This window comes from Photobacterium sp. 270122K, assembly GCF_059941365.1.
The window spans coordinates 477,214-503,770 of record NZ_JBPOEN010000003.1; the positions used below are offsets into that span (position 1 = coordinate 477,214).

The 26,557-nt window shown below is 49.4% G+C and carries 30 protein-coding genes; 15 read left to right on the plus strand and 15 right to left on the minus strand.

Features of this window, described 5'->3' with window-relative positions; genetic code table 11:
* Positions 1-169: 169 nt before the first annotated feature.
* The 3 genes from ACSF8W_RS08265 (at position 170) to ACSF8W_RS08275 (ending at position 3,049) form a co-directional block, all read left to right on the plus strand.
* A complete protein-coding gene (locus tag ACSF8W_RS08265; RefSeq protein ID WP_428477445.1) occupies positions 170-748 on the plus strand; it encodes a nucleoside triphosphate pyrophosphohydrolase family protein in 579 nt (192 codons plus the stop codon).
* 94 nt (positions 749-842) lie between these two features.
* The gene (locus ACSF8W_RS08270) at positions 843-2,162 is read left to right on the plus strand and encodes an MATE family efflux transporter (RefSeq protein ID WP_500846610.1); all 1,320 of its coding nucleotides are present in this window, start codon (positions 843-845) and stop codon (positions 2,160-2,162) included.
* Between the two features lie 104 nt (positions 2,163-2,266).
* Complete coding sequence (locus ACSF8W_RS08275) at positions 2,267-3,049, plus strand: alpha/beta fold hydrolase (protein WP_428477454.1); 783 nt, start codon at positions 2,267-2,269, stop codon at positions 3,047-3,049.
* A gap of 102 nt (positions 3,050-3,151) precedes the next feature.
* Here the strand turns inward: ACSF8W_RS08275 and ACSF8W_RS08280 are convergent, their stop codons facing one another.
* On the minus strand, positions 3,152-3,958 hold the full coding sequence (locus ACSF8W_RS08280) for an alpha/beta fold hydrolase (protein WP_428477443.1): 807 nt from the start codon (positions 3,956-3,958) through the stop codon (positions 3,152-3,154).
* A gap of 299 nt (positions 3,959-4,257) precedes the next feature.
* The gene (locus tag ACSF8W_RS08285; protein ID WP_428477453.1) at positions 4,258-4,680 is read right to left on the minus strand and encodes a YgiW/YdeI family stress tolerance OB fold protein; all 423 of its coding nucleotides are present in this window, start codon (positions 4,678-4,680) and stop codon (positions 4,258-4,260) included.
* Between the two features lie 226 nt (positions 4,681-4,906).
* Here ACSF8W_RS08285 and cobU point away from each other — a divergent pair, with 226 nt between their 5' ends.
* From cobU to ACSF8W_RS08305, 4 genes are all read left to right on the plus strand, one after another.
* Positions 4,907-5,434 carry a bifunctional adenosylcobinamide kinase/adenosylcobinamide-phosphate guanylyltransferase gene (gene cobU, locus ACSF8W_RS08290; protein ID WP_500846612.1) on the plus strand — a complete coding sequence of 176 codons (528 nt, stop codon included), beginning with the start codon at positions 4,907-4,909 and terminating at the stop codon, positions 5,432-5,434.
* A 9-nt stretch (positions 5,435-5,443) separates the two neighbouring features.
* Positions 5,444-6,067 carry a histidine phosphatase family protein gene (locus tag ACSF8W_RS08295; protein ID WP_500846613.1) on the plus strand — a complete coding sequence of 208 codons (624 nt, stop codon included), beginning with the start codon at positions 5,444-5,446 and terminating at the stop codon, positions 6,065-6,067.
* Positions 6,068-6,078: 11 nt separating this feature from the next.
* The gene (locus ACSF8W_RS08300; protein ID WP_500846615.1) at positions 6,079-7,557 is read left to right on the plus strand and encodes a cobyric acid synthase; all 1,479 of its coding nucleotides are present in this window, start codon (positions 6,079-6,081) and stop codon (positions 7,555-7,557) included.
* Between the two features lie 132 nt (positions 7,558-7,689).
* Positions 7,690-8,226, plus strand: coding sequence for a GNAT family N-acetyltransferase (locus ACSF8W_RS08305; protein ID WP_500846617.1), 537 nt, complete (start codon positions 7,690-7,692; stop codon positions 8,224-8,226).
* Positions 8,227-8,281: 55 nt separating this feature from the next.
* Here ACSF8W_RS08305 and ACSF8W_RS08310 read toward each other — a convergent pair whose 3' ends face one another.
* From ACSF8W_RS08310 to ACSF8W_RS08325, 4 genes are all read right to left on the minus strand, one after another.
* Positions 8,282-9,172 carry an amino acid ABC transporter permease gene (locus ACSF8W_RS08310; RefSeq protein ID WP_500846721.1) on the minus strand — a complete coding sequence of 297 codons (891 nt, stop codon included), beginning with the start codon at positions 9,170-9,172 and terminating at the stop codon, positions 8,282-8,284.
* A gap of 45 nt (positions 9,173-9,217) precedes the next feature.
* A complete protein-coding gene (locus ACSF8W_RS08315) occupies positions 9,218-9,997 on the minus strand; it encodes a transporter substrate-binding domain-containing protein (RefSeq protein WP_500846723.1) in 780 nt (259 codons plus the stop codon).
* Between the two features lie 133 nt (positions 9,998-10,130).
* Positions 10,131-10,958, minus strand: a complete 828-nt coding sequence (locus ACSF8W_RS08320; RefSeq protein ID WP_500846619.1) for an amino acid ABC transporter permease — start codon at positions 10,956-10,958, stop codon at positions 10,131-10,133.
* Positions 10,959-10,969: 11 nt separating this feature from the next.
* Positions 10,970-11,707 carry an amino acid ABC transporter ATP-binding protein gene (locus tag ACSF8W_RS08325; protein WP_500846621.1) on the minus strand — a complete coding sequence of 246 codons (738 nt, stop codon included), beginning with the start codon at positions 11,705-11,707 and terminating at the stop codon, positions 10,970-10,972.
* A 287-nt stretch (positions 11,708-11,994) separates the two neighbouring features.
* On the opposite strand from ACSF8W_RS08325, the gene aroG reads away from it, so the two are divergent.
* Positions 11,995-13,050, plus strand: a complete 1,056-nt coding sequence (aroG, locus tag ACSF8W_RS08330; RefSeq protein ID WP_500846622.1) for a 3-deoxy-7-phosphoheptulonate synthase AroG — start codon at positions 11,995-11,997, stop codon at positions 13,048-13,050.
* An 85-nt stretch (positions 13,051-13,135) separates the two neighbouring features.
* Here aroG and ACSF8W_RS08335 read toward each other — a convergent pair whose 3' ends face one another.
* Positions 13,136-13,690, minus strand: a complete 555-nt coding sequence (locus ACSF8W_RS08335) for a DUF4136 domain-containing protein (protein ID WP_500846624.1) — start codon at positions 13,688-13,690, stop codon at positions 13,136-13,138.
* 29 nt (positions 13,691-13,719) lie between these two features.
* Positions 13,720-13,923 (minus strand): hypothetical protein, encoded by a 204-nt coding sequence (locus tag ACSF8W_RS08340; RefSeq protein WP_500846626.1) that lies wholly within the window; start codon positions 13,921-13,923, stop codon positions 13,720-13,722.
* 155 nt (positions 13,924-14,078) lie between these two features.
* On the opposite strand from ACSF8W_RS08340, the gene ACSF8W_RS08345 reads away from it, so the two are divergent.
* From ACSF8W_RS08345 to ACSF8W_RS08355, 3 genes are all read left to right on the plus strand, one after another.
* Positions 14,079-14,618, plus strand: a complete 540-nt coding sequence (locus ACSF8W_RS08345) for a hypothetical protein (RefSeq protein ID WP_500846628.1) — start codon at positions 14,079-14,081, stop codon at positions 14,616-14,618.
* A gap of 126 nt (positions 14,619-14,744) precedes the next feature.
* A complete protein-coding gene (locus ACSF8W_RS08350) occupies positions 14,745-15,317 on the plus strand; it encodes a rhomboid family intramembrane serine protease (protein WP_500846630.1) in 573 nt (190 codons plus the stop codon).
* Positions 15,318-15,337: 20 nt separating this feature from the next.
* Complete coding sequence (locus ACSF8W_RS08355) at positions 15,338-15,685, plus strand: DUF1840 domain-containing protein (protein WP_500846631.1); 348 nt, start codon at positions 15,338-15,340, stop codon at positions 15,683-15,685.
* Between the two features lie 12 nt (positions 15,686-15,697).
* Here ACSF8W_RS08355 and ACSF8W_RS08360 read toward each other — a convergent pair whose 3' ends face one another.
* From ACSF8W_RS08360 to ACSF8W_RS08380, 5 genes are all read right to left on the minus strand, one after another.
* Positions 15,698-16,369, minus strand: coding sequence for a DJ-1/PfpI family protein (locus ACSF8W_RS08360; RefSeq protein WP_500846633.1), 672 nt, complete (start codon positions 16,367-16,369; stop codon positions 15,698-15,700).
* Between the two features lie 146 nt (positions 16,370-16,515).
* Positions 16,516-17,103 carry a hypothetical protein gene (locus ACSF8W_RS08365; RefSeq protein ID WP_500846635.1) on the minus strand — a complete coding sequence of 196 codons (588 nt, stop codon included), beginning with the start codon at positions 17,101-17,103 and terminating at the stop codon, positions 16,516-16,518.
* 170 nt (positions 17,104-17,273) lie between these two features.
* The gene (locus ACSF8W_RS08370; protein ID WP_428477427.1) at positions 17,274-18,542 is read right to left on the minus strand and encodes an O-acetylhomoserine aminocarboxypropyltransferase/cysteine synthase family protein; all 1,269 of its coding nucleotides are present in this window, start codon (positions 18,540-18,542) and stop codon (positions 17,274-17,276) included.
* A 231-nt stretch (positions 18,543-18,773) separates the two neighbouring features.
* On the minus strand, positions 18,774-19,856 hold the full coding sequence (gene rodA, locus ACSF8W_RS08375; RefSeq protein ID WP_428477426.1) for a rod shape-determining protein RodA: 1,083 nt from the start codon (positions 19,854-19,856) through the stop codon (positions 18,774-18,776).
* A gap of 109 nt (positions 19,857-19,965) precedes the next feature.
* Positions 19,966-20,454 (minus strand): hypothetical protein, encoded by a 489-nt coding sequence (locus tag ACSF8W_RS08380; RefSeq protein ID WP_500846637.1) that lies wholly within the window; start codon positions 20,452-20,454, stop codon positions 19,966-19,968.
* Positions 20,455-20,758: 304 nt separating this feature from the next.
* Between ACSF8W_RS08380 and ACSF8W_RS08385 the strand changes: the two genes are divergently transcribed.
* Positions 20,759-21,229 carry a glycine zipper 2TM domain-containing protein gene (locus ACSF8W_RS08385; protein WP_428477451.1) on the plus strand — a complete coding sequence of 157 codons (471 nt, stop codon included), beginning with the start codon at positions 20,759-20,761 and terminating at the stop codon, positions 21,227-21,229.
* A gap of 109 nt (positions 21,230-21,338) precedes the next feature.
* Complete coding sequence (locus tag ACSF8W_RS08390; protein WP_500846638.1) at positions 21,339-22,001, plus strand: alpha/beta hydrolase; 663 nt, start codon at positions 21,339-21,341, stop codon at positions 21,999-22,001.
* An 89-nt stretch (positions 22,002-22,090) separates the two neighbouring features.
* On the opposite strand, the gene ACSF8W_RS08395 is transcribed toward ACSF8W_RS08390, so the two are convergent.
* On the minus strand, positions 22,091-22,468 hold the full coding sequence (locus ACSF8W_RS08395; protein ID WP_500846639.1) for a PH domain-containing protein: 378 nt from the start codon (positions 22,466-22,468) through the stop codon (positions 22,091-22,093).
* A 96-nt stretch (positions 22,469-22,564) separates the two neighbouring features.
* A complete protein-coding gene (locus ACSF8W_RS08400) occupies positions 22,565-23,185 on the minus strand; it encodes a 3'-5' exonuclease (protein WP_500846641.1) in 621 nt (206 codons plus the stop codon).
* A 399-nt stretch (positions 23,186-23,584) separates the two neighbouring features.
* Here ACSF8W_RS08400 and nirB point away from each other — a divergent pair, with 399 nt between their 5' ends.
* Both nirB and nirD read left to right on the plus strand, forming a co-directional pair.
* Complete coding sequence (gene nirB / locus ACSF8W_RS08405) at positions 23,585-26,164, plus strand: nitrite reductase large subunit NirB (protein WP_500846642.1); 2,580 nt, start codon at positions 23,585-23,587, stop codon at positions 26,162-26,164.
* Between the two features lie 13 nt (positions 26,165-26,177).
* Positions 26,178-26,501 (plus strand): nitrite reductase small subunit NirD, encoded by a 324-nt coding sequence (gene nirD / locus ACSF8W_RS08410; protein ID WP_500846644.1) that lies wholly within the window; start codon positions 26,178-26,180, stop codon positions 26,499-26,501.
* Positions 26,502-26,557: the final 56 nt, after the last annotated feature.

A 26,557-nucleotide genomic window follows, 5' to 3' on the forward strand; every position in this document is an offset into this window, starting at 1 on the left:
GCTTTTTTCAGCCTACTCAAGTACCCGTTTGATTGCGGGGTGGGGTAGGCTGACGTTTAAATAAGCGAACAGCGCACGATATTTCATCTGCGCATGAAGTGGTATTTTATAAAATCTGATGGGTATCATTTCACCCGTCTCAGACATGATGATGACAAAGGACATTTGCATGAAGCTGGCTGTATTGGATCAAGCGTTATTCGATCACCTTTACCGTGATATTCGTGAATTTCGCGATACCTTCGATTTGGATAGTGAATCACCTGCAACGTTGAATGATCAGGCGGACGCTCTGCACACCTCATTGGCGGTGGAAGAATTAACTGAATTGGCCGAAGCTGATTCGTTGGTTGAACAAGCCGATGCGATTGTCGATTCCGTGTATGTATTGATGGGGCGTCTTGTACACCTTGGCGATGCAACCGTTGAAGCCAATATTGGGATCAGCTACCTCATTGATCTGTTACTGCAAATTGCCAAGCGTCTGGGTTTTGACTTCGTGACCTGTTGGGACGAAGTGCATTCAAGCAACATGAGTAAAGTGTGCCGTAATGAGCAAGAATTTGCGGAAACGCAAGCGCATTATGCCACGCAAGGTGTTGAGATTGTCGGTAGTCAGAAAGGCCAGTATATCATTGCTAAGTGTGGCAAAGATGTCGATCTTGGCGGAAAATTGGTACGTCAGGGTAAGGTGTTGAAGTCTATCTATTACCGCCCAGCCGATTTAGTCAAAATCGTGACGGCATAAAACCACCTCGCGTCAATGAAGAGCCCGATGATAAATCGGGCTTTTTTATAGCCTTAATCCATTAATCCACAAATCTATCAAGATGTGATCAATTATGGTTTCTCAATCTTTAGCCCGTCAGCTGTTTGATATGACCTGGCCGATGTTATTCGGCGTCTTATCGTTAATGAGCTTCCAGTTAGTGGACAGTGCGTTCATTGGTCAACTGGGTATTCTGCCGTTGGCCGCGCAAGGTTTCACACTGCCCATGCAGATGGTGGTGATTGGTTTACAGGTGGGTCTGGGTATTGCCACCACCTCGCTGATCTCCCGTGTGCTCGGTGCGGGGGATGAACGCCGTGCCAAACAATTGGGTGGGCTCGTGGTCCTCACGGGGGCGATCAGTGTGCTGTTGCTCGCTGGTGTCATTTGGCTGTGTCGAGACGGTATTTTGCTGCTGCTCAGTGCGCCAGACACGGTCTACCCAGTGATCGACAGTTACTGGCCGGTGTGGTTAGCCAGTTCATGGGCGGGGGCGATGCTGTATTTTGCGTACAGTTTATGCCGGGCGAACGGTAACACCATGTTACCCGGGATCATGATGGTGGTGACCAGTGTGCTGAATATGATCCTGGATCCGTTGTTGATCTTCACGTTCGATATGGGCCTGAACGGGGCGGCATGGGCAACGATTATTGCCTTTGGTATAGGGATGCTGGTGGTTTACCCGAAGGTGTTACAACGTCACTGGATGAGTTTTGATTGGCATGATTTAGACATCGTCGCGTCAATGAAAGAGCTGGCGAATATCATGGCACCTGCCATGTTAAGTCAGTTGTTGCCGCCATTATCTTCCATGCTAGCCACTAAATTACTTGCTAGTTTTGGTGCGGCAACGGTGGCGGCCTGGGCGCTGGGTTCGCGATTAGAATTTTTCTCTATTGTAGTGGTGCTGGCGTTGACGATGTCGATGCCACCGATGGTTGGGCGTCTGCTAGGGCGGGGAGAGATTGATACGGTCAAAGCGTTGATCCGCATTGCGGTGAAATTTGTGTTGGTATGGCAATGTGCGATAGCCGTGCTGTTGTTCTTGCTCTCGCCAGTCTTAACCCAACTGTTGACCAGTGAAGCGAAAGTGGCAGATATATTATCCATCCATTTATTGTGGGTGCCGATCAGCTTAGGCCCCTTGGGCGTGTGCATGCTCATGGTGTCGATTTGTAATGCCATTACCTTGCCTATGCGTGCGTTGTTGATTTCTGCGCTGCGCCTGTTTGTTTGCTTTTTACCGGCCATTTGGTTGGGCGCGCAGTGGGCGGGCATTCAAGGCTTGTTCATGGGAATGCTTGTGGGTAATACGTTTGCCGGTATTGTGGCATGGGTGTTGTATCAGCAGGGCGTGCGAACTGTCGAGCAACGGTATGCTAAGTCATGATAATGGCTTGATTTATTGATACACTCAACGCACCCAACAAGGGTGAGTGTTGGTAAAAAAAGGAAACGTTGCGCGTGAATACATTCAGTGTGGCATCACACACAATGCATTATCAAGATATCGGGGAAGGCCCCGTTCTGGTGTTTGGTCACAGCTATTTGTGGGATCACACGATGTGGGCGGCACAAGTTGCCATGTTAAGTCAGTCATACCGTTGTATCGTGCCTGATTGCTGGGGACACGGTCAGTCGGCGATTGCGCCGTCAGCTACGCGTAACCTCGCAGATTACGCGAACGATGTGCTGGCGCTGCTTGACTCGCTATCCATTGAGACATTCTCACTGGTGGGCTTGTCATCAGGGGGCATGTGGGCAACCGAAATCACGATCCAAGCGCCATCACGCGTGAAGGCACTCGTGTTAATGGACACCTTTGTGGCCTACGAGCCGCAAGTTGCGCACGCAAAGTACTTCAACATGATTGAAACCGTTGAGCGAGAGAAAGCCTTTACGCCAGAAGTGGTTGATTTCATCGCACCGCTGCATGCGTCTACGCAGTCAGCGGACAGCGAGTGGTTAGCGGATTTTAAAGCCCGTTTGTTGGGATTGGATCCCGCGCAGGCGTGTGCTGTTGCAGGCATGGGACGCATGGTGTACGGCCGTCGTGATATGTTTGAAGACGCAGAAGCCTTTGCCTTGCCAACGTTGATTATGGTGGGCGCGGAAGACAAAATGCGTCCGGTATTGGAATCTTATCTCATGCATGACGGTATTACGGGCAGTGAATTATTGGTATTGCCGGGTGCGGGTCACATGATCAACCTTGAGCAACCAGAGATCGTCAACGCCCATTTGTCGGCGTTTTTGAATAAGCACTTGCTGGCTTAATGCGTTACTCTGTGTTGAATAGGAATGAAGAAAGGCAGCCATTGGGCTGCCTTTTGTTTGTCTAGAGGGTATTGCTAATCGGGTGTCGCTAAGCGGTGACTTTTACGCCGCTAAGGTTTGATGGCGTTGAATAAACGCGATGGAGTGCTGATTGAATTCATCCGGTCTTTCAACATTGCACACATGCCCACAGTTTTCAAACTCGGTCAAAAAGCTATTCTTATGTTTTTTGACCATCTCTTTGACGGGTTTGATGAACATATAATCATTGCCCCCCATTAAATAGAGAGTAGGGATCGGCAGTTCTTTTTCCTTGAAGTACTTCATGATCGGGTTCACGTCTGCGGCCAATTTAAACCACCGCTTAAACTCTTTCTGGCAGAGCTTTTTGGCGTCATTGATGAACATCAACCGTGATTCTTTTTGTGTTTTTTGTGGCATCACAATGTAGGCAAACAGGCCATATAACCACATATACGGCAAGAAGTGCTTACACAAGTTACCCGCTTTCACCAAGAGTTGAGAGCGCGCATCCAAGCGTGTCACCGCTCCGCCCAGCACCATGGTTTTGACGCGCTCTGGTGCCAACTCGGCAAGACTACGAATAATGATGGTTCCCAGAGAAATGCCGACAAAGTGGGCTGACTGGATTTTCAAGTGGTTCAACACCTGCACAATATCGGTGGTGACTGTTTTAAACGTGTAGGGATTTTTGATCATGTCCTGAAACATGTTATTGGAACGGCCATGGCCCCGCAGATCTAACAGTAATAAATTGAAGTGCTGCTTATAGGCTTTGATTTGTTTAAACCAAATGGACGAACTTCCACCCGCACCGTGGACGAAAACCACCCATTCTTGACTGGTTGGGTGTGGAAACGTTTTGTGGTACAGCAATGCATCAGACATGAAGGTACTCAATAGGAATCGCTAGACGAAGTGTAGCATGACGAAAACACATACTCAGTGCAGGTGTATGAGTGCGTGTTAATGGCGAATGCTATTGATATCAGATAACCGTGAGGAAAGATGGTATTACTTGTCGGATTGATTGTCAGAGTGTGATGAAAATCTAACATTGATGTTGAAATGAGAAAGAAAGACAGGGAGCTAGCCAGTCTGTCTGCGTTGTTGGTGTACAACTTTTCGCCAGACTGGCTATTGATGATATAGGTATGCCGTGATTATGGTGATGATGTCACGCCATCTTATAGCACTTGAATACGGTCGACTTCGATCTCTGGTGTGTTGCCGCCTTCATATTCACCGAATAAGCGCACCTTGGTGGTGGCATCGATGTTGGCTGCTGCCGTGCCTGTTGCAGCCGGTGTCACAGATGCCGTTGGCCACTGAATGTCATCGTCGAGTTCAACTTGAATCTCTTTAGTGCCGTCGCTGAAAATGAAGGTATCGTGATTGAGTTGTTTGACCAGATGGCCTTCCACAATGGCTTGCTTCTCGGTAAACATGCTCGTGTCTTCTAACAGTTGTGCGACAGTCACGGTTTCAACCGGTCCTGTGTATTGAATGCCCGTACGGCCATTGTCGTTGTCATTGTGGCGTTCACCCGCAAAGCTCGCGGTTGGGATCAGGACAGCAGCAGTGGCAATAGCGATAACGAGTTTCTTAATCATGGTGTCTCTCCTTGTTTTGATGTTGCTATTAAACACTGTCTCACCTGAATTTATTCTGAGTGCGTTATTCAGCTGGCGTTCATGTTTACACCGTGAATGCGGGGTCGGTGTGGGTGATTCATTGCGTAATCAATCAATATCGTTATAAATCAGTTGTTGTTAGTGAAAAGTTTTTTAGAATGAAAGGGAATAACCCTAAGCCCTTTCAAGTGCAGGATTGATAGTGAATACAGAACTCATTCTGGGCGGTGCCCGTTCGGGAAAAAGCCGTTTTGCCGAGCAACAAGCGATCCAATCGGGCAAACGCGTCATTTATATTGCCACGGCCACGGCGGGTGATGACGAAATGGCATCGCGTATTTTGCGTCATCAGCAAGATCGTCCTGCTGATTGGCAGTTGGTGGAAACACCGATAGCCTTGGCGGAAGCCATTTGTGCGCATGATCATCCGGACCATTGCCTATTGGTGGATTGTTTAACCTTGTGGCTTACCAACTGTTTGTTTGATCGTGATGTGAATGCGGATTGGCCCGCGGAAAAATCCGCACTGCTAGCCGCTCTTCAGCACGTACAAGGTCGCGTGGTGCTTGTCAGTAATGAAGTGGGCCAAGGCATTGTACCAATGGGCGAAATGTCACGCCTGTTTGTCGATGAAAGTGGATGGTTGCATCAAGATATTGCTCGACAGGTTGATCGCGTGACGTTTGTCACTGCCGGTCTTCCTCAAGTATTGAAAGACAATCAACAATAAAGAGGCATTATGGATAACGGAGTGGTAACGCGCATCGATATTCTTCGTCATGGCTTACCGGAAGGGCATGGTTGTTTACGTGGACACACCGATTTTGCCATTACCCCACAGGGATTAACCCAAATGGCCCGGGCTGTTGCGGATATTGACGATATCGAACGTGTGGTCAGCTCGCCCTTGCAGCGCTGTCGTGTCTTTGCTGAGCAGTACGCTGCCCGCCATGCCTTACCATACCACGCGGTTGCTGACTGGATGGAAATGGATTTCGGCGAGTGGGACGGCCAGCGCCATGATGTGCTCTGGCAAACACAAGGGGATGTATTGACGCAATATTGGCAAAACCCTTGGGTTAATACGCCACACAAGGGGGAAACTTTGCCTGCGTTTGATGCACGTATTCAACAGGCATGGCAAGATTTGCTGCGCGCCTATCACGGAAAGAAGGTACTGCTGGTGACCCATGCCGGTGTCATGAAACAACTGATGCGGATTGTGTTAGACATGCCAGAAAATGCGGCGTATTTGCAGCGTATTGATTTGCCGTACGCTGCCCGTTACCGCGTCACCGTATTTACCGATCAAGATGGTACCCACTGGCCGCAAATTCAGTGGCCCGTAGAACAACAATTTTAAGCGAGTGATAAATGCAACCTACAATTAAGGCTCTGATGGTACAGGGCACCACATCGGACGCAGGGAAAAGTGTGCTAACGGCGGGACTGTGCCGAGTATTAGCCCGACGTGGCATCAAGGTCGCCCCGTTTAAATCGCAAAATATGGCGTTAAACAGTGCTGTGACGCAAGACGGCGGCGAAATTGGCCGTGCGCAAGCGGTGCAAGCGCAAGCCTGTCGTGTTGAACCTACCGTGCATATGAATCCAGTACTGCTCAAGCCCAATACGGATGTCGGTGCACAAGTGATTGTGCAAGGTAAAGCATTGGCAGATATGGATGCGGTGGGTTATCACAACTACAAAAAAGTGGTAATGACGCCGATTATGGAATCATTCGGCCTGCTTCAGCAAGAATTTGAGACCGTGCTTATCGAAGGCGCAGGCAGTCCCGCCGAAATTAACCTGCGTGAAAATGATGTGGCCAACATGGGCTTTGCAGAAAACGCCGATGTGCCGGTGATTATCGTGGCGGATATCGATCGCGGTGGGGTTTTCGCTCATTTGTATGGCACCTTGGCTTTGTTGTCTGAATCTGAACAGGATCGCGTAAAAGGGTTTGTGATCAACCGTTTTCGTGGCGACATTAAGTTACTGGAGTCTGGCCTAGACTGGCTGGAAGAAAAAACCGGCAAACCGGTACTCGGCGTGCTGCCGTATATTCACGGTTTAATGCTGGAAGCTGAAGATGCGATCGACGCGCAACAAGTGGATGCGGAAGGTGAACAGTTACGTGTATCCGTGCCGGTGCTTACCCGTGTCAGCAACCACACGGACTTCGATCCGTTGCGTATGCACCCGCAAGTTAACCTAGAATTTGTCGGGAAAGGTAAGCAAATTCCGCCATCTGATCTTATTATTATTCCAGGCACTAAGAGTGTTCGCAGTGATCTCGCCTACTTGAAAGAGCAAGGTTGGGATCAACAAATCGCTCGTCATTTGCGCTTAGGTGGCAAGGTGATGGGCATTTGTGGTGGTTATCAAATGCTGGGTGAGTCGATTGCCGATCCGGATGGGATTGAAGGTGAGCCAGGCACCAGTGCGGGGTTGGGCTACTTGCAGACGTCGACCGTATTGGCGCCGCATAAGCAGCTTAAACGGGTGAACGGGTCACTGACATTGCCAGCGCAGCCAACCGTGGCCGTACGTGGGTATGAAATTCATGCCGGTGTAACAGACGGGGTGTTGGCCGATGCCCCCGTGTCACTGCCAGATGGCCCAGACGGTCAACTGGGGGTAGACGGTCAAGTTTTTGGTACGTACCTGCACGGTATTTTTGAACAGCAAGCGGCGTGTGATGCCATCTTGCAATGGGCGGGATTGGCTGCAACACAAACGCCAGACTTTGATGCGATAAGAGAGCGAGGCATTGATCAAGTCGCGGATGTGCTGGAAGCACACATGGACTTAGCCAAACTGTGGCCAGAATGGGCGGATAAATTCACCCGCTAAGCATTGGGTAACGCTAAGCATTGGGTAAATTGATACGCTCATCTTGGCATCGTATCACACGGTCGTGAATACACTGAACCTTGCGCGATAAGACATCACGCCATCACGCAAGGTTTCGCTGAAAGAGGGATGATGATGGATCTAGATATTTCGCCAAGTATTCGTACGCCTCGTCTTTATGTCCGACCATGGCATGAAGGTGATTTACCTAGCTTACATAAGATTATGTCCAATCAATCGGTGCATACTTACACCGAAGAAGCGCCGTGGACGGAAGACAAAGCCCGTGCAGTGCTGGATTGGTTTCATTCCAACAAAAGTGGTTGGAAGTGGAAAGCCGGCTACTTTAACTGTCCATTGATTTTGACTGGGTGCAACACCCTGATTGGCCGCGTCGGGTTAAACCCTTATGGTGATGATGACGCGACGGCTGAAATTGAATGGACAATCTGCGAGGAACATTGGCACCAAGGTTATGCAACGGAAATCGGCAGAGCGATTGTCGAATACGGTTTTCGAGAAGGGGGGTTTCTGAGTATTATCGGATTCACCGCTAACCGTAACATGTCTGCCCGGCAGGTCATGAAGAAAATCGGCATGGAACACATTGGTGACCGTGAGCAGCACAACCGTAAGCTGTGTGTCTTTCAAATAAAACGGGAGCGATAGTCGCTCCCGTTTTTCGTTCTGTTAATTTTTCGTTCTGTTAATTGGCGATTAACGATTACCGTGCCGTATGGCGCTGGCTGCGTTTTTCCAATCGATTGAACAGCAAAGACAGCACCAAACACAGCACCAGATAACCGGCGCCGACGAGTAACCATATTTCAAAGATTAAGCCGGAAGAGTTTGCGATTTCGCTACCGACAAAGGTTAATTCTTGGATGGAAATCAGTGAAATAATGGATGAGTCTTTCACCAGCGAAATGAACTGACCCGCTAAGGGCGGCACAATGCCGCTCAATGCTTGCGGGAAAATGACATCGCGAAAGCGATCCCAACGTGATAACCCCAGCGAATCTGCCGCTTCCCATTGCCCTTTGGGGATGGCGTCAATCCCCGCACGGATCACTTCAGCAATATAAGCCGCCGCAATCAGCCCGACACAGAGCACGCCTGAGAAAAGGTTCTCCCACAGTTTCGCCGGGCCAAATAACCATGCCTGAACCGGGTTGATACTTTCGCTGTGATTACGCAGTACGTTTTCTAGTCCGAGCGCAGGGATCAACTGGCTAGAGATGAAAAAGTAAAAGATAAACACAAATACCAGCGGCGGAATATTACGCACCAACTGAATGTAGGCTTGTGCTGGCAGTCGCAGTAATTGCCAAGGCGAGCGGCGTGCGAGTGCCAAGCATAAGCCCAGCAATCCCGCAAACACCATGCCCCATAAACTTAGTCGCACGGTGGCGATCAGGCCTTGGAAGAAGTAGGGCAACTCGCCGTTGGCCCCTTGGCTGAAGATCAGATCAAAGGCTTTTGCCCAATCCCAACGGTAATGAATACCAATGGCCGAGCGGTAATACAGCCAGGCGCAAAAAGCAACGATAAAGGCCAGTAAGGCCCCATCGAGTGCGTTTAGGCGTAACCAAACGGGTTTGCGCTTTATCGGCATGGGCTGTGCGTGGTCATGACGATTTACATGTGCTTGCGACAAGGTTTACTGTCCTTCTGCCACTTGGTTTTGCCAATCGAGTGTCGTGAACCAATAATCATGACGCTCTTTCAACCAGCTGTCTTCCGTACGGAGTAGGATCCAGTTGTTGAAAAAGTTCAGCAAATCAAACTCACCTTGGCGGATCGCAAAGGCTTCTGAACCACGGCTAAGACGCTCAGAGAAAGGCAGATACAGTTTATCTTGGTAGGTAATGGTCATTTGCTCAGGTTTGGGTGACGACGCTAACACGGCATGAGCATTGCCATTCAGTACTTCTTGGAACGCTTGGGCTTCATCATCAAACTGGCGTAGCTTGGCTTTTGGAAAGTATTTTTTCGCTGTCTGTACCGTGAATGCACCGCGGCGTACGGCCAGTGTCACACTGCGTTTGTTGTAATCGGCGATGGTGGCTTTATCACCGGCCATGGCCTTATTCGCCGCGAGCTGTACCCCAGAATGGGCATAAGGCGCGGTAAACAAGACACTCAGGTTACGCTCGGGTGTGATGGATAAGCCACCGATGATCACATCAAATTTACCCGCGAGCAGAGCGGGAATGATGCCATCCCATGCGGTAGGGATGAATTCCACGTTTAAACCAGCATCACTGGCTAAACGGCGGGCAACATCCACTTCAAAACCGACGAGTTCGCCTTGCTTATCACGCATGGCCCAAGGTACAAAGGTGGATAAACCGACACGCAGTGTGCCGCGTTCTTTAATCTCGGTCAGGGCGGATTTTTCAGCCGCTTGTGCGATTGAGGCGGTGGCGAGGATAGCCATGGCTAAAAATGCAGAAAAGAGACGTTTCATGCTTCCATTCTCCTGTAGTGAATAGGGGCCACTGGCGGTTATCGCGGTGGTGGCCAAAAAAGATAGGTAGTGCGTAGTTCGAGTTTGTATCTGTCGTTTTGTATCAGTGCTGTGCGTTAAACCGATGGGCTAACCACGCGGCAAACGCTGACAGTGCCAGTGTGACGCACAGGTAAATACCCGCTACGGTAAACCACACTTCAAAGGGCATTGCGGTATCGGCAACGATATTGCGGCCTTCGGTTGTCAGATCAAAAATTGCCATGATGCTGACGATGGATGAGTTTTTCACCAGTGACACCGCTTCATTGGTCAATGGCGGTAAAATACGTCGAATGACCTGCGGCAAGATCACAAAGCGGTATTTGTCGAACGTGTTGAGTCCAAGGCTGTCACAGGCTTCAAATTGCCCCCGATCGATATTGGTTAAGCCAGAACGGAAAATTTCAGCGGTATAGGCACCTTGGAACAAGGAGAGTGCCAGTACGGCAGTGGTAAAACGTTCCAAGCCCAGCATGGGGCCAAAGACAAAATACAGCAGGTATATTTGCACCAGCAGTGGGGTGTTGCGGATCAGTTCAATATACCCGCGTGCTAATGTGCGTCCGACAATGGAATCAGACAGCCGCAACATGGCGGTGACAAGACCAATAAGCAACGTAAAAACAAGGCTGACGGCTGAAATTTCAAGGGTGACGCGCAAGCCTTCCAAGAGTTCGGCTGGGAACCATTCGCCGTCTTCCACAAACCAGAGGTATTGCGGCATGCGATACCATTGCCAGCGGTAGTTCATGGCTTCTGCGCCGCTTTGCAGCAGCCAATACAGTGCACCAAGCACGAAACCGATTTGCAATAAGCCAGACAGTACCGGTTGCACAATACGCCATGCGGTGTGGAAATAGGATGATTTGGGCGTGTGGGGATTCGGCATCGTTTTTCCCACTAGTAGCTGAGGATTTGTTGCAAAAATTGTTGTGTGCGCGGGTGTGACGGCGCATCAAACAACGTCGCAGGCGGTGCGACTTCAATGATTTCCCCTTCATCCATAAACACAACCCGATCAGCCACTTGGCGTGCAAACCCCATTTCGTGCGTGACACAGACCATGGTCATGCCCTCGTGGGCCAAGTTTTTCATGACATCTAACACTTCACGGATCATTTCTGGATCCAGCGCCGACGTGGGTTCATCAAACAGCAAAATATCGGGTTTCATGCACAGCGAGCGTGCAATTGCGACCCGTTGCTGCTGACCGCCCGACAGTTGTGCGGGGTATTTATCGGCCTGATGCGCAATGTGCACGCGCTCAAGGTATTCCATCGCCAGCGCATCGGCGTTTTTTTTGCTGAGTTTGAGTGTACGGCGTGGGGCGAGGGTAAGGTTTTCCAATACCGTCATATGCGGGAAAAGATGAAAGTGTTGAAATACCATGCCAACGTTACCGCGAATGCGGTGTAAATGACGCTGATCTAAAGGGTGACCAGCCACCGTGAGTGTGCCTTGGTCGAATTGTTCTAATCCGTTGATACAGCGAATCAAGGTAGACTTACCGGAACCCGAAGGCCCGCAAACCACCAACTTTTCACCACGTGTGATTGTGAGGTTAATATTTTTTAACGCATGGAAATTTCCATACCATTTATCAATATTGCGAAATGCAATAACCGCATCTTCAGCCATGTGATTAACCTTGGTATCACTAGAAATTATTGAACTTATGTTATTGCTTTGAAAGAAAGATTTCAAAGTAATGTTCCAAATATCAGTGTATGGCATGATTGAGTCGACAGTTAATGATTAAATCGGCTATTTTGTATGCGAAATGAAAATTTGTGACATTCGACGAATTAATGTTTGCACTGCCAGTAGAATGAAGATAAGTTAAAGTCAATGAGATGTGAAATTTATTGTCAACCAACGGCGTAAATATTGCGTTACACTTGGCAGCGTTGATTCAGGAAGTAAACATGTATAAGACCGATGATGTTCGTATTCGCGAAATTAAAGAACTCCTCCCACCCGTAGCAGTGCTCGAGCGTTTCCCTGCAACAGAAGTTGCCTCTGAAACGGTATATCAATCCCGTCAAGCTATTCACCGGATCTTGAATGACGAAGATGATCGTCTGCTTGTGATTGTCGGTCCGTGTTCGATTCACGATCCTCAAGCGGCGTTGGAATACGGCAAAAAGCTGAAAACGTTGCGTGATGAACTGAGCGGCGAGTTGGAAGTGGTGATGCGTGTTTACTTTGAAAAACCACGTACGACCGTTGGCTGGAAAGGGTTAATTAACGACCCGTACATGGACAACAGCTTTCAACTGAACGATGGCCTGCGTATTGGTCGTAAGCTATTGCTCGATATTACGGATGCAGGCGTACCTACAGCCGGTGAATTCCTTGATATGATCACGCCACAGTACATGGGTGATTTGATCAGTTGGGGCGCGATTGGTGCGCGTACCACGGAATCACAAGTACACCGCGAATTGGCCTCTGGCCTGTCGTGTCCGGTGGGCTTCAAGAACGGCACCGATGGCAACATCAAAATTGCCACCGATGCGATTGGCTCGGCCAGTGCGCCTCACCATTTCCTTTCTGTGACCAAATATGGCCACTCAGCGATTGTCTCTACAGCAGGCAATGAAGATTGCCATATCATTCTGCGTGGCGGGAAAGAACCGAACTACAGCCAAGCGCATGTGACGGCGATTACCGATCAACTCGCAAGCGCAGGCTTACGCCAGAAAGTGATGGTCGACTTCAGTCATGCGAATAGCCTGAAACAGTATCAACGTCAGTTGTTGGTATCGGAAGATGTGGGTCAGCAGATTGCGTCAGGCAATAAAGCCATTTTCGGCGTGATGATTGAAAGTCATTTAGTGGAAGGACGTCAGGACATTGTGGAAGGGCAAACGCCGACCTATGGCCAGAGCATTACCGATGCGTGTATTGGTTGGTCGGATACCGAAACCGTGCTGCGTCAGTTAGCGAATGATGTGAAAAAGCGCCGCGAAAACGCGTAGTTGCCTTGGTGAGATTTGTTCCTCGCGTTTATGCGTGAAGCATGATGTAAAAACAAAAGCCTGACACTGTCAGGCTTTTTGATCCTTAATAACCGCTGTTGTTGCTGGTCTTCGTGCTGACTTGACCGGGCGGGTAGTCTTTAAACATTTCATGCACCTGTCCATCAATGAACTGTCGACGTGCATTGGGCGTCATGGATTCAGTGAGTTTTTTATTGGATATTGCCCGCCATACAATCTGCTTATTGGCATTATCGATCAGTTCAACCACCAGTTTTCCGTAGCGGTATTCCTTAAAATCGGTCGGAGCACTGTACGCCAATCCCCAGTTGCTGAAACCATAACCAAAACCATACGACGTGCCATACGATTTATAATCGCTTTGCTCAATAATGGCGTGACGTACCGTTAAATCAGCACCGGACGGCACTTTGGTTAGCCCTTTTTGATACAACTCGCTGGCAATCGCATCTTGTACGCGACCCCCATCCAATGTAGTGACATTGTCACTTTTAAGCGGTGCGAATTGATAAGTTTTGAACAAACTGTAATTGGCAGCTTGGTTGTAATCGGTAGCGACATCGGAGGTGCATGCCATCAATACGCTACTTACGGCGATCAGAGAAACAGGTATGCGCATGGGAAGTGTCCTTGTCACACCACGTGCCGTTAAGTTTGCGGATAGGCAACAATGGCGCCATCGTTAAACTCTATCGACAGGGGGTGGGCTTGTTCGGCCTTTTGCAGTAGCGCTTCACACCCTGGGAACTGGCAGTAAATTGCAAAATCGAGGTGCAACCCGTTATCGAGAAAAGCCACGAGAATGGGGGCAGTATCGGCAATAAGTACACGTTCGTTTGGGGGGAAAGACATAATCTACCGTATGAGTAAAAGACGCTGCTTACTAAAAGGTAGTTGATCGCGCAGGGATTTGCCTATGTGAAATATACGGATTAAGACATCTGCAATAAGTGAACCCACTATGCTTAAGATCAGAGATTAAGATAGCAACGGCACGGTAGGTAGTCATGAGCCGACATTGGGTGATAGTGATGATATGCACATTGCTGGTGGCCTGTATCAGCAGCTTTTATTCCAAACCGGATCCCGCGTTGGGGAAAGATATTTCAACGATCTCGGAAGAGTACGTCAAAGCCACCCGTGGTGGTTTGTTGGATTTCACCGCGGTGATCCCCGCCAAAGTGTATCACCCCAATGATGGGTACATTCACTATGAACGCCTGTGGTGTTTAGACACAGAGAAAGGCTCGGTCGAAGAGTTTCAGGCGTTAATTGAGCGGGTTTGCCGCTTACGCAGTGGTGAAATGCGGGGGGAATGGTGCATGTCGATCAATCATCAACGGCCATTGTTCAGCGCAGCGATTGAGCAAACCGGTACAACGTGTACAGGGGGGGATCCGACGACCGTTATTTATACGCTGGAACCTATCTCGTCACCCAGTACCAGTGAATGGATGTTAAGCGCGGAAGCGCTGGGTTTTGACAAAAATGCGGACAAGAAAAGTGAAAAACCGATAAAGAACGGAGCGAAAAATATACTGGAGTAACGTAGCGGGCTCGGTCTGGTTTCGCCGTGTATTTGGCGAAGGCATTGATCCTTCTCTGTATTGGGCGTAACGTGACAGGGCAAAGAGCGTGAGATGACAGACAATAACATCACAAGGAGGTGAGGTGTGGAAAAGAAAACGAGCGATGCTATCAGTATGATTGCCGTTGTCGTGGGCATTTGTGTGGTGGTGCATGTCGTTAATGTTGTCACTGGCGGTGGGTTATCGGGGTATGGGATTTTACCCCGCCACATTGCAAATTTGCCCAGTATAGTGTCTTACCCGTTTTTACACGGATCGTGGGGTCACTTGATCAGCAATATGCTGTCGTTTTCTGTGCTGGCGTTTTTAGTTTCACGTTCAGGTGCCGCGCGTTTGATCGCGGTCTTTCTGATTTGCTGGCTAGGCAGCGGCATCGGTGTTTGGCTCTTTGGTCGTATGAATTATCACATTGGTTTAAGTGGTGTGATATACGGCTTATGGGCTTACTTATTGGTCTACGCATTCATGTATCGCAGTGTTAAATCCATTGTGATTGCCGTGGTCGTGATGTTCTTTTACGGCTCCATGGTGTGGGGCGTATTGCCGCTGAATGAGTGGATCAGTTTTGAGAGTCATTTGTTTGGGGCGCTGTCGGGTGGGCTTTTTGGTTACATTTACGCTCGACATGATAAGCGTCAACAGGCGCTTAAACAGTAAACAAATCAACAGGTGAGAATATGCTCGTTACCTTTAAATGTAAAACGTGTGCCGATATTGTGATGTTCGGTGATGTAGCGCAGCAAATGTTGCGCATGATGGGCCATTCTGACCATGTACCCGGCGCTATGGAACCAGAAGATATCCCAATGGCGTTAGCCAAGCTCGCTTTGGCGACAGAAAAATTGCATTACGATGAACAACATGCCGAACTCGCTCAACAAGGGCTAGACGGCAATGTGTTGGATGATGAACAGGTGAACGCGATGGATGTGGAGCCCGTTGTGAGCTTGCATACCCGTGCGATTCCGTTAATTGCGATGTTGAAGTCCGCACACGAGGCCGAGTGTTTCATCCTCTGGGAATAACGAGGATGTTGTCTAACTGACAATATGCAGTGGCGCAAACGGGTCATCATCGGGGTCATTGATCCAGATATACTCCAATGCAATGGCGGTTTTGCGCGCTGTATCTTCATTGATGAAAAGGGCAATTAACGCCAAGCACATGTCTAGTGTTGCCATGCCCCCCGATGCGGTAAAACGGCGGTCATCTTCAACCCAACGTGCCACTGGGCACCAGTTTACGCCTTCTCCAAACCCCGTCACCCAATGAAAATGCCGTTTATCGGTCGTCGCCGCATAGTCGGTTAATAGCCCTGCTTGTGCCAATAATGCCGCACCAGTCCCCAATCCGCAGACATAGCGTAAGGGATAGGTTTGCTGACGTAACCACGCCATCAAAACAGCGCTGTCGAGTGCCGCTTGTACGCCTTGCCCGCCCGGTACAATCAATATGTCATACGAGGTTGCGTTCAAGCAGTCTTTGTCTGTTGCGATAGATACCCCTTGTTGACTGCATACCGCGAGACCTTGTTCGGATAATAACTGCACGTCAAACACATCAGGATATTGTTTAAAGGCGGTGATCACCGTGCTGGTGGTGAGCAGATCGACCCCTTCATACAATAAAAGGGCAATAACATACTGAGGTTTTTCGGCGGGTTGGGGGATTTCAGACATGGCACCTAAAGCATGATGGTGAAACGTCATTCAAGAATAGTCGTATTCCTGCCAAGGTGTGAATTATTCCATGGCGTTAAGATGAGCCCGCTATCGGCGGGAGTCACTAACGGGTTAGTCAATCGGCGTATTGGCTAACCCTGATACGGAGGTGGGTTGTCACGTTAAAAGGGGAATTAAAAAGGGTAGCGTGCTGACAACATCACACCGTGGTCATCAATGTCTTTAATTCGCCATTCGGCACCAAACGAGAACGCATTGCTGGCGTGAAAACGTGTAAACAAACTCACAAGGGTGACGTTTTTGTTTAAATCAATGACCCCGACGGTGCCGCCCGCTTGTATTTGTGGCAGTACCCAGCCTGACAAACCAATATTGAGTTCCGAGCCACTGCGACCGAGTGACTTGTCGTAGTCCTCATTTTTGACTGACAGCAGTTTAATTTGACCGGTAATGTCTGCATAAGGACTGATCGGCGCATTGAACCCTAAGCCGCCTTTGAGTTGCCAAACATCATCAAAGTTACTTTCGACTTCAACAATGGCGTAGGCATTGGGGTGGAGCTGAAGGCTGGCCGCCGCACCAATACCACCGGGATTCATCGGCACGCGCGCTTCGACGTAGTTGTAGCTAAAGTTGCTGGCATTGACCGTGCTGCTCGCCAAAAAAGAGGAGGCTAACAAAGATGTAGCGATAAGCGTATTTTGCAATGCATGCGTGAGTTTTTGGGTGCGCAGTACAGACGGTGGGCTGAGTTTTGTCATGATGTATGGGTGAGGTATCGGTGGCTAATAAAGAGTGTGGGTGATTATGCCAAAAAGTCGGCGAATTATCTCATTACTAATTGATTTATCAGTAATGTATCGATGGTTTAAGTGTAACAAAAAAAAAGGCCTGAATCATTATCAGGCCTGTGTCTTAGGTGGGGCTGGCATTACGCGTTTAGCGCTTGTTCCAAGTCCGCCAAAATATCATCAATGTGTTCTATCCCTACCGACAAGCGGATCATCTCGGGGCTGACACCGGCTTGCTTTTGCTCTTGTTCATTTAATTGGCGATGCGTGGTAGACGCCGGATGACAGGCTAAGGATTTCGCATCCCCAATGTTCACCAAACGTTTGAAGATTTTCAGCGCGTCATAGAAACGCACACCGGCGTCATAGCCGTCTTTCAAGCCAAACGACAAAATGGCAGACGGTTTGCCACCCATGTATTTTTCGGCCAACGGGAAGAACGGCGATGTCGGTAATCCGGCATAACTGACCCAGCTGACTTTGTCATGTGCTTGCAGGTATTCCGCGACTTTCAATGCATTTTCAGTGTGTCTTTCCATGCGCAGTGACAAGGTTTCTAGCCCTTGCAGCAGCATAAAGGCATTCATCGGTGAGAGTGCAGCGCCGGTATTTCGTAACGGTACGGTACGGGCACGACCAATGAAGGCAGCATCGCCAAAGGCTTCGGTATACACCACGCCGTGGTAAGACGGCTCGGGTTCATTCATGTTCGGGAAGCGATCTTTGTGATCCGCCCATGGGAATTTGCCGCCATCGACGATGACGCCCCCCAAGGTAGTGCCGTGGCCACCGACATACTTGGTTAAAGAATGCACCACAATGTCGGCGCCAAATTCGATAGGCTTGCACAACACCGGTGTCGCTACCGTGTTATCGACCACCACGGGCACACCTTGTGCGTGGGCGAGGGTGGCAATGCGCTCGATGTCCACGATGTTACCGGCGGGATTACCGATACTTTCACAGTACACCGCTTTGGTGTTTTCATCGATCAAAGCGGCAAGGCTTTCCGGTTTGTCATCGGCGGCAAAGCGCACTTCAATGCCTTGTCTTGGTAGCATGTGGGCAAACAGGGTATACGTGCCGCCATACAGTTGTGGGGTAGACACAATGTTGTCACCCGCTTGGGCGAGGGTCAAAATGGCATAGTTAATAGCGGCGCTGCCTGCACTGACAACAAGCCCTGCAATACCGCCTTCCAACGCGGCCATCCGCTTTTCCAGTACATCGTTAGTCGGGTTCATGATGCGGGTGTAAATATTACCTGGGACTTCTAGATTGAATAAATCCGCCCCGTGTTGCGCATTATCAAATTCATACGCAACCGTTTGATAAATAGGGGTAGCAACTGATTTGGTCGTCGGGTCGGTTTCATAACCAAAGTGGATCGAGAGCGTTTCGTCTTTCATTCGTCATCCTTGAATCGAGACATAGACAGAAAAGGGTTACTTGGGTGTATAGCAAAGCAACCATCACTTTACTGATAAATCAGCAAAAGAATTTGATCTTGCGCACTATTCGATTTCAAGCACTAACGGAAAGTCGCATTCGATGAAAAGCAGCATCAAAATGCCAACAATGAAAAAGCGCGACATAAGTGCCGCGCTTGATAACTGAGAAATGGAATGAAAGTGGTGTGATTACTTGGGCTTATAAGGCTTGTATAAACACAGCGACATCACAATACCGAAACACACACCTTGGGTAATCATCGCCGTACCGCCGTAACTGAAGAACGGCAGTGGGCTACCCATTACTGGCAGTACGCCGCTGACCATGCCCATGTTGATAAAGGCATACAGGAAGAAACTCAGGGCGAACGTACCGCTTACCAACCGGTTGAATGGATTTTCACACTGACAAGCCAGCCAGATCACGCGAGCAGCAATGAACAGGTATAAACCTAATAGCAGCGCGCTGCCGAAAAAGCCCCATTCTTCAGCGTAGGTAGAGAAGATGAAGTCGGTGTGGCTTTCTGGAATGAAACCCAGATGGCCTTGGGTCGCGTTCATCCAGCCTTTACCGCGCAAACCGCCGGAACCAATCGCAATCAATGATTGAATGATTTGATAGCCCGCACCGAGTGGGTCAGATTCCGGATCCAGAAACTGGGTGACACGTTTTTTCTGGTAGGCTTCCATGACAAAGAACCACAGCAGCGGCACCGCCGTTGCGATCCCGCCTAAGAAGGAGCCGATGATCTTCCAGCTCATGCCGGCAAAGAACAGCACGAATAACGCATAGATCACCGTAAAGATGGCACCATCCAAATCAGGCTGAATGAAAATCAACCCTGCTGGCACGCCTGTGACCAATAAGCATACGGCGATCTTTTTCAGATCAGGCCGTCCGGCGTCTACCACCAGTAGCCAAGCGACCATTAAGGGGACGGCGACTTTTACCAACTCAGAAGGCTGAAAGCGGATAGGTCCCAAAGCTAACCAACGTTGAGAGCCGTTGGTACTGTCACCCATCACAATAACGCCCAATAGCAGCACGACCGCTAACCCGTAGAGGTAGGGTGCCGCCAGTTGGTATTTCAGTGGCGAAATCGCCGACATGAACAAGATACAGCTAATGGCGATCAAGGCACGAACAAGGTGGCGTTCTAGCATCGGCTCACTGAAGCCACTGGCACTCCACACAGTTAACGATCCAAGTAAGATCAGCAAGATAATGGCAAATAATAACGGGTAATCAATTCTGGGTCTGAAATTCAACATCACAGTGTTTCAACAAAATAACGAAAATACATGTTCATATTGCGAGTAAGCATGAACAGAGGAGATCCTAATACGCTGCGCTTTAAGCACCCTCATTCAGGTGGCCGTATTAAGCGGGCAATAGCGAGAAAGCAGAGAGAAAGGGGCGTTCAGCCATGGCACGGTATTGCCGATTGGCGTCTTTCCAGCCGCCGAGGCGGTGAAGATCATGGGTTAAATGGTAAGAAGGCGTGGGCACAATGGCGACAACCATGGCCGTGCGAACCCAGCGCTGAATTTTTAGGCGGCGGCTTTCCGCTGGCAAGGTGCGATGCACTGCCAAAGAGTGGTGTGAGGTGTGGGTGAAATGGGTACCGTATACCGAAGCGCTGTGCGTATGCTCTGGACGTGCAGTTTGTGTTGATTGGGCGAGCGCCGTGGCGCGATCATCGAGATCATCGTCTTGACGACGGGTTTCAATCAGCTCGTTGATCCAAGTGAGCGGTTGACCAGAGGCGGTGCCGGGCAATAAAAAATGACGACAACTGGCGATCAGCGCAACAAGCGATAAGCCAAACAGCATGAAAAGCATAGGCTGTAATGTGAGGTGTTTTTTCATTGCCTGTTCTGCATCAAAGGGGATGGTTACGACCGCTCAAGGCCACCTGCTTATCATTATTGAGCGGGGGCAAAGTAAAGTAACTGTTGAGTGAAAAAATGCAATATTTTCGTTCGCTTCAGCGCGCATTTTTTGTGCGCTTGCTCGCTTATTGTTCAAGTTATTAACTGATGGCGATAAAACAGCCCTTGCTATACTTGATGAAGATAAATAACCGTATGCAGGCAGGTGTGATGTGAAGCGCTCTTATTTAATGACGAATGCAATGCCATCCAGAATGAAGAAACCGCTTTTTCTGAAGCGAATGTATGCCATGTTAATGGCGTGCTGCTTATTGTTGGGGTCCGGTTTAGGACTGGTAGGGTGCTCAAGTAATCCTTATGGGGATTCTTATGGTGTGGCCGATACGCGGAGCATACAGCAAGTGCGGTATGGCACCATTGTGAAAACCGAACCCGTCAATATTGAGGGGGAAGGGCAAGCGATAGGCGCACTGGCAGGGGCTGCCGTAGGGGGGATTTTAGGGTCGAAAGTCGGTGGCGGCTCAGGGTCTGACATTGCTGCCATTGGGGGCGGTTTACTTGGCGGTTATGCGGGTACTAAAGCGGCGGAAGGGGTGACGCGCCGTAACGGGGTTAACCTGACCATTAAAATGGATGATACCGGTGAAACCATTGCGATTGTGCAAGAAGCCAACCCGAATATGATGTTTACAGTGGGTCAGCGAGTCCGGGTGAATGTAGATGGCCGAACAGCACGCGTGATGCCCGAGTAAACGTTATGCTGTTAACCTATAATGCCGCTGCATGTGTAGCGGCATTATTGTTTGTCTCTCGCCAACGTGATAAAGATGGTCTTATTCAATTTTGATAAAGAGAAACACGATGAAGCAATTATCAGCAGTGGTGGTTGAGCCTAACGTGACGCCGACAGCCTCTGTGATTTGGTTGCACGGATTAGGGTCGAACGGACATGACTTTGAAGCGTTGTTGCCAGAACTTGGATTACCGGAAGACGCGCCGATCCGTTTTATCTTCCCGCATTCCCCGTCCATTCCGGTGACCATCAATGGCGGTATGGTCATGCCTGCGTGGTACGATATTTTATCCATGGGGGCGGGGCGCACGATTAATGAAGCACAATTGCTGGCCTCGGCGGATCACGTTGCAGCGTTGATTGATCAAGAAAGAGAGAAAGGGATCGCCAGCGAACGCATCTTGCTAGTGGGCTTTTCGCAGGGGGGCGCTGTGGCTTATCACACTGCTTTAACCTATCCGCATCCCTTAGCGGGCTTGCTGGCATTATCGACTTATTTCCCGACAGCGGATAGCCTGACGGTTAACGCTGCAAACCAGGCGTTGCCTATCGAGATCATGCATGGGCGTTTTGATCCTGTGGTGTATTTACCGTTAGCTAAATCGGCCTACACGGCATTGCAACAGTTAGGGTTGTCACCCAACTGGCGTGAATACGACATGGAGCACCAAGTGTGTTACCCGCAAATTAGAGATATGTCGGCGTGGATCCGACATACCTTATCTGTGTAGCAACGCGGCTGTGCGTAGTGGCTTTGCATCCGTAGCGGTGCGTGAGCCACTGACGTTAGTCATTGCGCGCAGGAACGAGAGTGGCGGTGTTATCCCGCCACTTTTTCTGCGAGCAGGGCTTGCAGGGTGTAAATGTTGGTTTTGCCACTGAACTCAAAATTGAGGGGCTCAGATTGGCTCGACACCCAAATTTTCAATTCAGCATCTAAATCGAAATGTCCGGTGGTTTCTACCGTAAACATTGTCACCGACTTGTAGGGCACTGAACGGTATTCAATCTTCTTCCCTGTTAGCCCTTGCTTGTCGATCAAAATCAAGCGGCGATTGGTGAGCACAATCATGTCGCGAACCAGTTTGTACGCCAGTTCAATGGTTTCGCCGTCACCTAAAATCGTCGATAGTTCTTCATACGCCTCATCGTGTTCCATCTCACCGGCGTTGCCGATCAAAGCACTGAATAATCCCATGCATGTTGCTCCTCATCATTGATTATCCGCCAAGCGAACACGATCGCGTGGCGGTCATTGTGTAAATACTGGCTGTCTCTGTTGAATGCGGCTAATTTAAGCCAGCTTGCGTAAATACGTCGGTACGGCTGTTTTACTGGTTTTACTGAGCTTGTGCATCGCTTCAAACGTCAGTGTGGGAATGCGGTATTGGTGCTGAATATCATCCAGCATACGTAGCCACAGTCTGGCCGTCATTTCGGCATCGGCTAACGCACGGTGAAACGTACCATCGTTGTCGATATCTAATGTGTGCACCAACGTGCCCAGTTTATGGTCGGATGAATGTGGGTACAGTCGGCGTGCAATCAACATGGAACAAGCGAAGTCACCGGGATAGGTACGGCCAATGCGCTGTAATTCGGCATCTAAAAAGCGTTGGTCGAAAGACGCGTTATGGGCAATCAAATTGTAGCCCTGAATGAAATCAGCAAAGTCATCCATTACCGTCTCACACGGCATGGCATCGGTCAGCATGGGGTTGCTGATACCGGTATAATTTTCAATAAAGCGGCTGACACGAAAACCGGGGTTCATCAGTTGTTGAAATTGATCGATGACTTGGCCGTCTTGGATTTTTACCGCACCAATTTCAATGGCGCGATCACCCATATTCGGTGAGAGGCCGGTGGTTTCAAAGTCCAATACGATGACGGTGTTTGCCGACTGTTTTTTCACATCTATACCTTTATGTTTTTGCGGTTTGTGGCATTAAGCGTACTGCTTGCCAGTATACATGAGGTTGTGCGCGATGAAATTGCAGATCTCTGAGCGATAGCAAGTCATCTCTATAATGAAGTGCGCCACCGTGCTGTCTAATAATCTGGGCAGTGCGTTTTTTTTCTGTGAGATATACCCCGCAGTGTGTGACTGAAGCTGCCTATTTTAGTGGCTTTTAAATGACAGATAATGAAAATTTACTACATTAATTGGCGGTATCTTGTTGATAGTTTCACCGCGTTTGTTGCGCCTACCCCTTTAGGGTAGTTTGAAATGGTAATTGATTTACATCATATGTTCATTTTTATTCATAACTCACAATCGGGTCAGTATTACAGATAATGGCTGGAACTGATTATGAGCAAGCTCAAACTGGTGGTCGTCGGCAATGGCATGGTGGGCCATCGCTATCTCGAAGATCTGGTTGAGAAAACGGATGTCTCAAACCTTGAGATCACTGTTTTCTGTGAAGAACCCCGTGTCGCTTACGACCGTGTTCACCTTTCTTCTTATTTTTCCCATCACACTGCACAAGAGCTGTCTTTAGTAAAAGAGGGTTTCTACGAAAAACACGGCATTCAAGTATTGATCGGCGAACGCGCGATCAACATTCATCGCCAAAACCGCATTGTTTACTCATCAACCGGTCGTGAAATTCAGTACGACAAACTCATTCTTGCTACGGGCTCTTTCCCGTTTGTTCCGCCGATTAAAGGCAATGAAAGCAAAGATTGCTTCGTTTACCGCACCATTGAAGATCTCAAGCAAATCGAAGCCTGTGCCAAAAACAGCAAAAGCGGCGTGGTGATTGGTGGCGGCTTGCTTGGACTTGAAGCGGCAGGTGCCTTAAAGGCGCTGGGCATGGACACCCACGTGGTCGAGTTTGCCCCTAAGCTCATGGCAGAGCAGTTGGATTTGGCTGGCGGTAATCAGCTTCGTCAAAAAATCGAGCGCATGGGCGTTAACGTCCATACCAGCAAAAATACCGCGGAAATCGCCCCCGAAGGTAAGACTGCACGTAACGTGATGCGTTTTGTGGACGGCACTGAACTCGAAACCGACTTCATTGTGTTCTCGGCCGGTATTCGTCCGCAAGACAAACTGGCGCGTCAAATGGAACTGGATATCGCCCCGCGTGGTGGCATTGCTATTAACGACCATTGCCAAACTTCTGACGAGAATATCTACGCCATTGGTGAATGTGCTTCATGGAATGGCACGTTTTACGGCTTAGTCGCTCCGGGTTACAAAATGGCAACGGTGGCGGTTGACCATTTATTGGGTAACACTGACAGCACCTTTGAAGGCGCTGACATGTCGGCCAAATTGAAACTATTGGGTGTGAAAGTGGGCTCCATTGGGGATGCCAATGGTCGCACGCCAGGTTGTAAGAGCTACGTTTACCAAAACGAAGAACAAGAAGTGTACAAGCGCTTGATTGTGTCGGAAGACAATAAAAAGCTGCTTGGTGCGGTGATGGTCGGGGATACCGCTGATTATGGCGATCTCCTGCAATTGATGCTCAATGAGATTGATCTGCCAGAACATCCGGATGCCCTGATTTTACCGGCTCACGCGGGTGCAGAGAAGCCGACATTAGGGGCGGATTCACTGCCTGAATCGGCCGTGATCTGTTCTTGCTTTGATGTCACTAAAGGCAAAATTGCCCAAGCGGTGGCACAAGGCCATCACACGATTGGCGACATTAAAGCGGTAACTGGGGCGGGCACGGGCTGTGGGGGCTGTATTCCTCTGGTAACGTCAGTATTGAATGCGGAATTGGCGAAATCAGGCATCGAAGTGAAGAACGATGTGTGTGAGCACTTTGCGTATTCTCGCCAAGAACTGTTCCATCTGATCCGTATTGACGAAATCAAAACCTTCGAGGAATTGCTGGCGAAATACGGCCAAGGCTATGGCTGTGAAGTGTGTAAACCGCTGGCAGGCTCTATTCTGGCGTCATGCTGGGGTGAACATATTCTCAAGCCGCAGTTGGTGAAGCTGCATGACACCAACGACAACTTCCTCGGCAATATTCAAAAAGACGGCACGTATTCGGTGATCCCACGTATGGCGGGGGGCGAAGTGACGCCACAAGCCTTGGGGGCATTGGCGAAAGTGGCTGAAGAATACCAGCTTTATACCAAAGTGACCGGTGCGCAGCGTATTGGTTTATTTGGTGCACAAAAAGATGATCTTCCTGCGATTTGGGGCAAGTTGATTGATGCGGGTTTTGAAACCGGTCAAGCGTATGCCAAAGCCTTGCGTATGGCGAAAACCTGTGTTGGTTCAACATGGTGCCGTTACGGCGTGCAAGATTCTGTTGGTCTTGGGTCGTTTATTGAGAACCGCTACAAAGGCATTCGTACGCCACACAAGATGAAGTTTGGGGTGTCAGGCTGTACCCGTGAATGTGCGGAAGCACAGGGGAAAGATTTGGGCATTATCGCGACGGATGCGGGCTGGAATATGTACGTGTGCGGCAACGGTGGCATGAAACCGCGTCATGCGGACTTACTGGCCAGTGATCTCGACCAAGCGACCCTAATTCAATACATCGACCGCTTCATGATGTTTTACATTCGCACCGCCGCGCCACTGCAGCGTACCTCGGTGTGGATGGAAAACATGGAAGGCGGTGTGGATTACCTACGTGAAGTGATCGTTAACGACAAGCTGGGGATCAATGCGCAGCTTGAGGCAGATGTCGCCAAGCTGGTGGATGCGTACGAGTGTGAGTGGACGGCGACTATCAATGACCCATCACAACTGACCCGTTTTGCGCATTTCATTAATGCCGATAAGCGTGATGACAATGTGGTATTTACCCCTGAGCGTGAACAGCACCGTCCTGCGACATTTACTGAAAAACACCCTGACGCGAAAGGCGACATTTTACATGTGGCGCTGACTGAACCGTCTCTGACTGAAGCATAAGGCGAGGTTGATTATGTCATTTGAAAAAATCTGCGCTATCAGCGATATCGTTCCGGGGACGGGAGTCTGTGCATTAGTGAATGGCCAGCAAGTCGCGGTGTTCCGTCCGACGGACGCGGAAGCGGTATTGGCCATCAGTAATACCGACCCGTTCTTTCAATCTAACGTGTTGTCTCGCGGTTTGATCTGTGAACACCAAGGTGAATTATGGGTGGCGAGCCCACTGAAAAAACAGCGTTTTAACCTCTCAACCGGGGTGTGTATGGAAGACGCGCGCTTTAGCGTGAAAGCGTATAAAGCCCGTGTGACCAAAGGGAGCGTTGAAATTGCCGCATAGCGTGTAAACACGACAGTGCGGTGAAGATTCAATAGCTCAAAGGCTGCTTGTTCCTG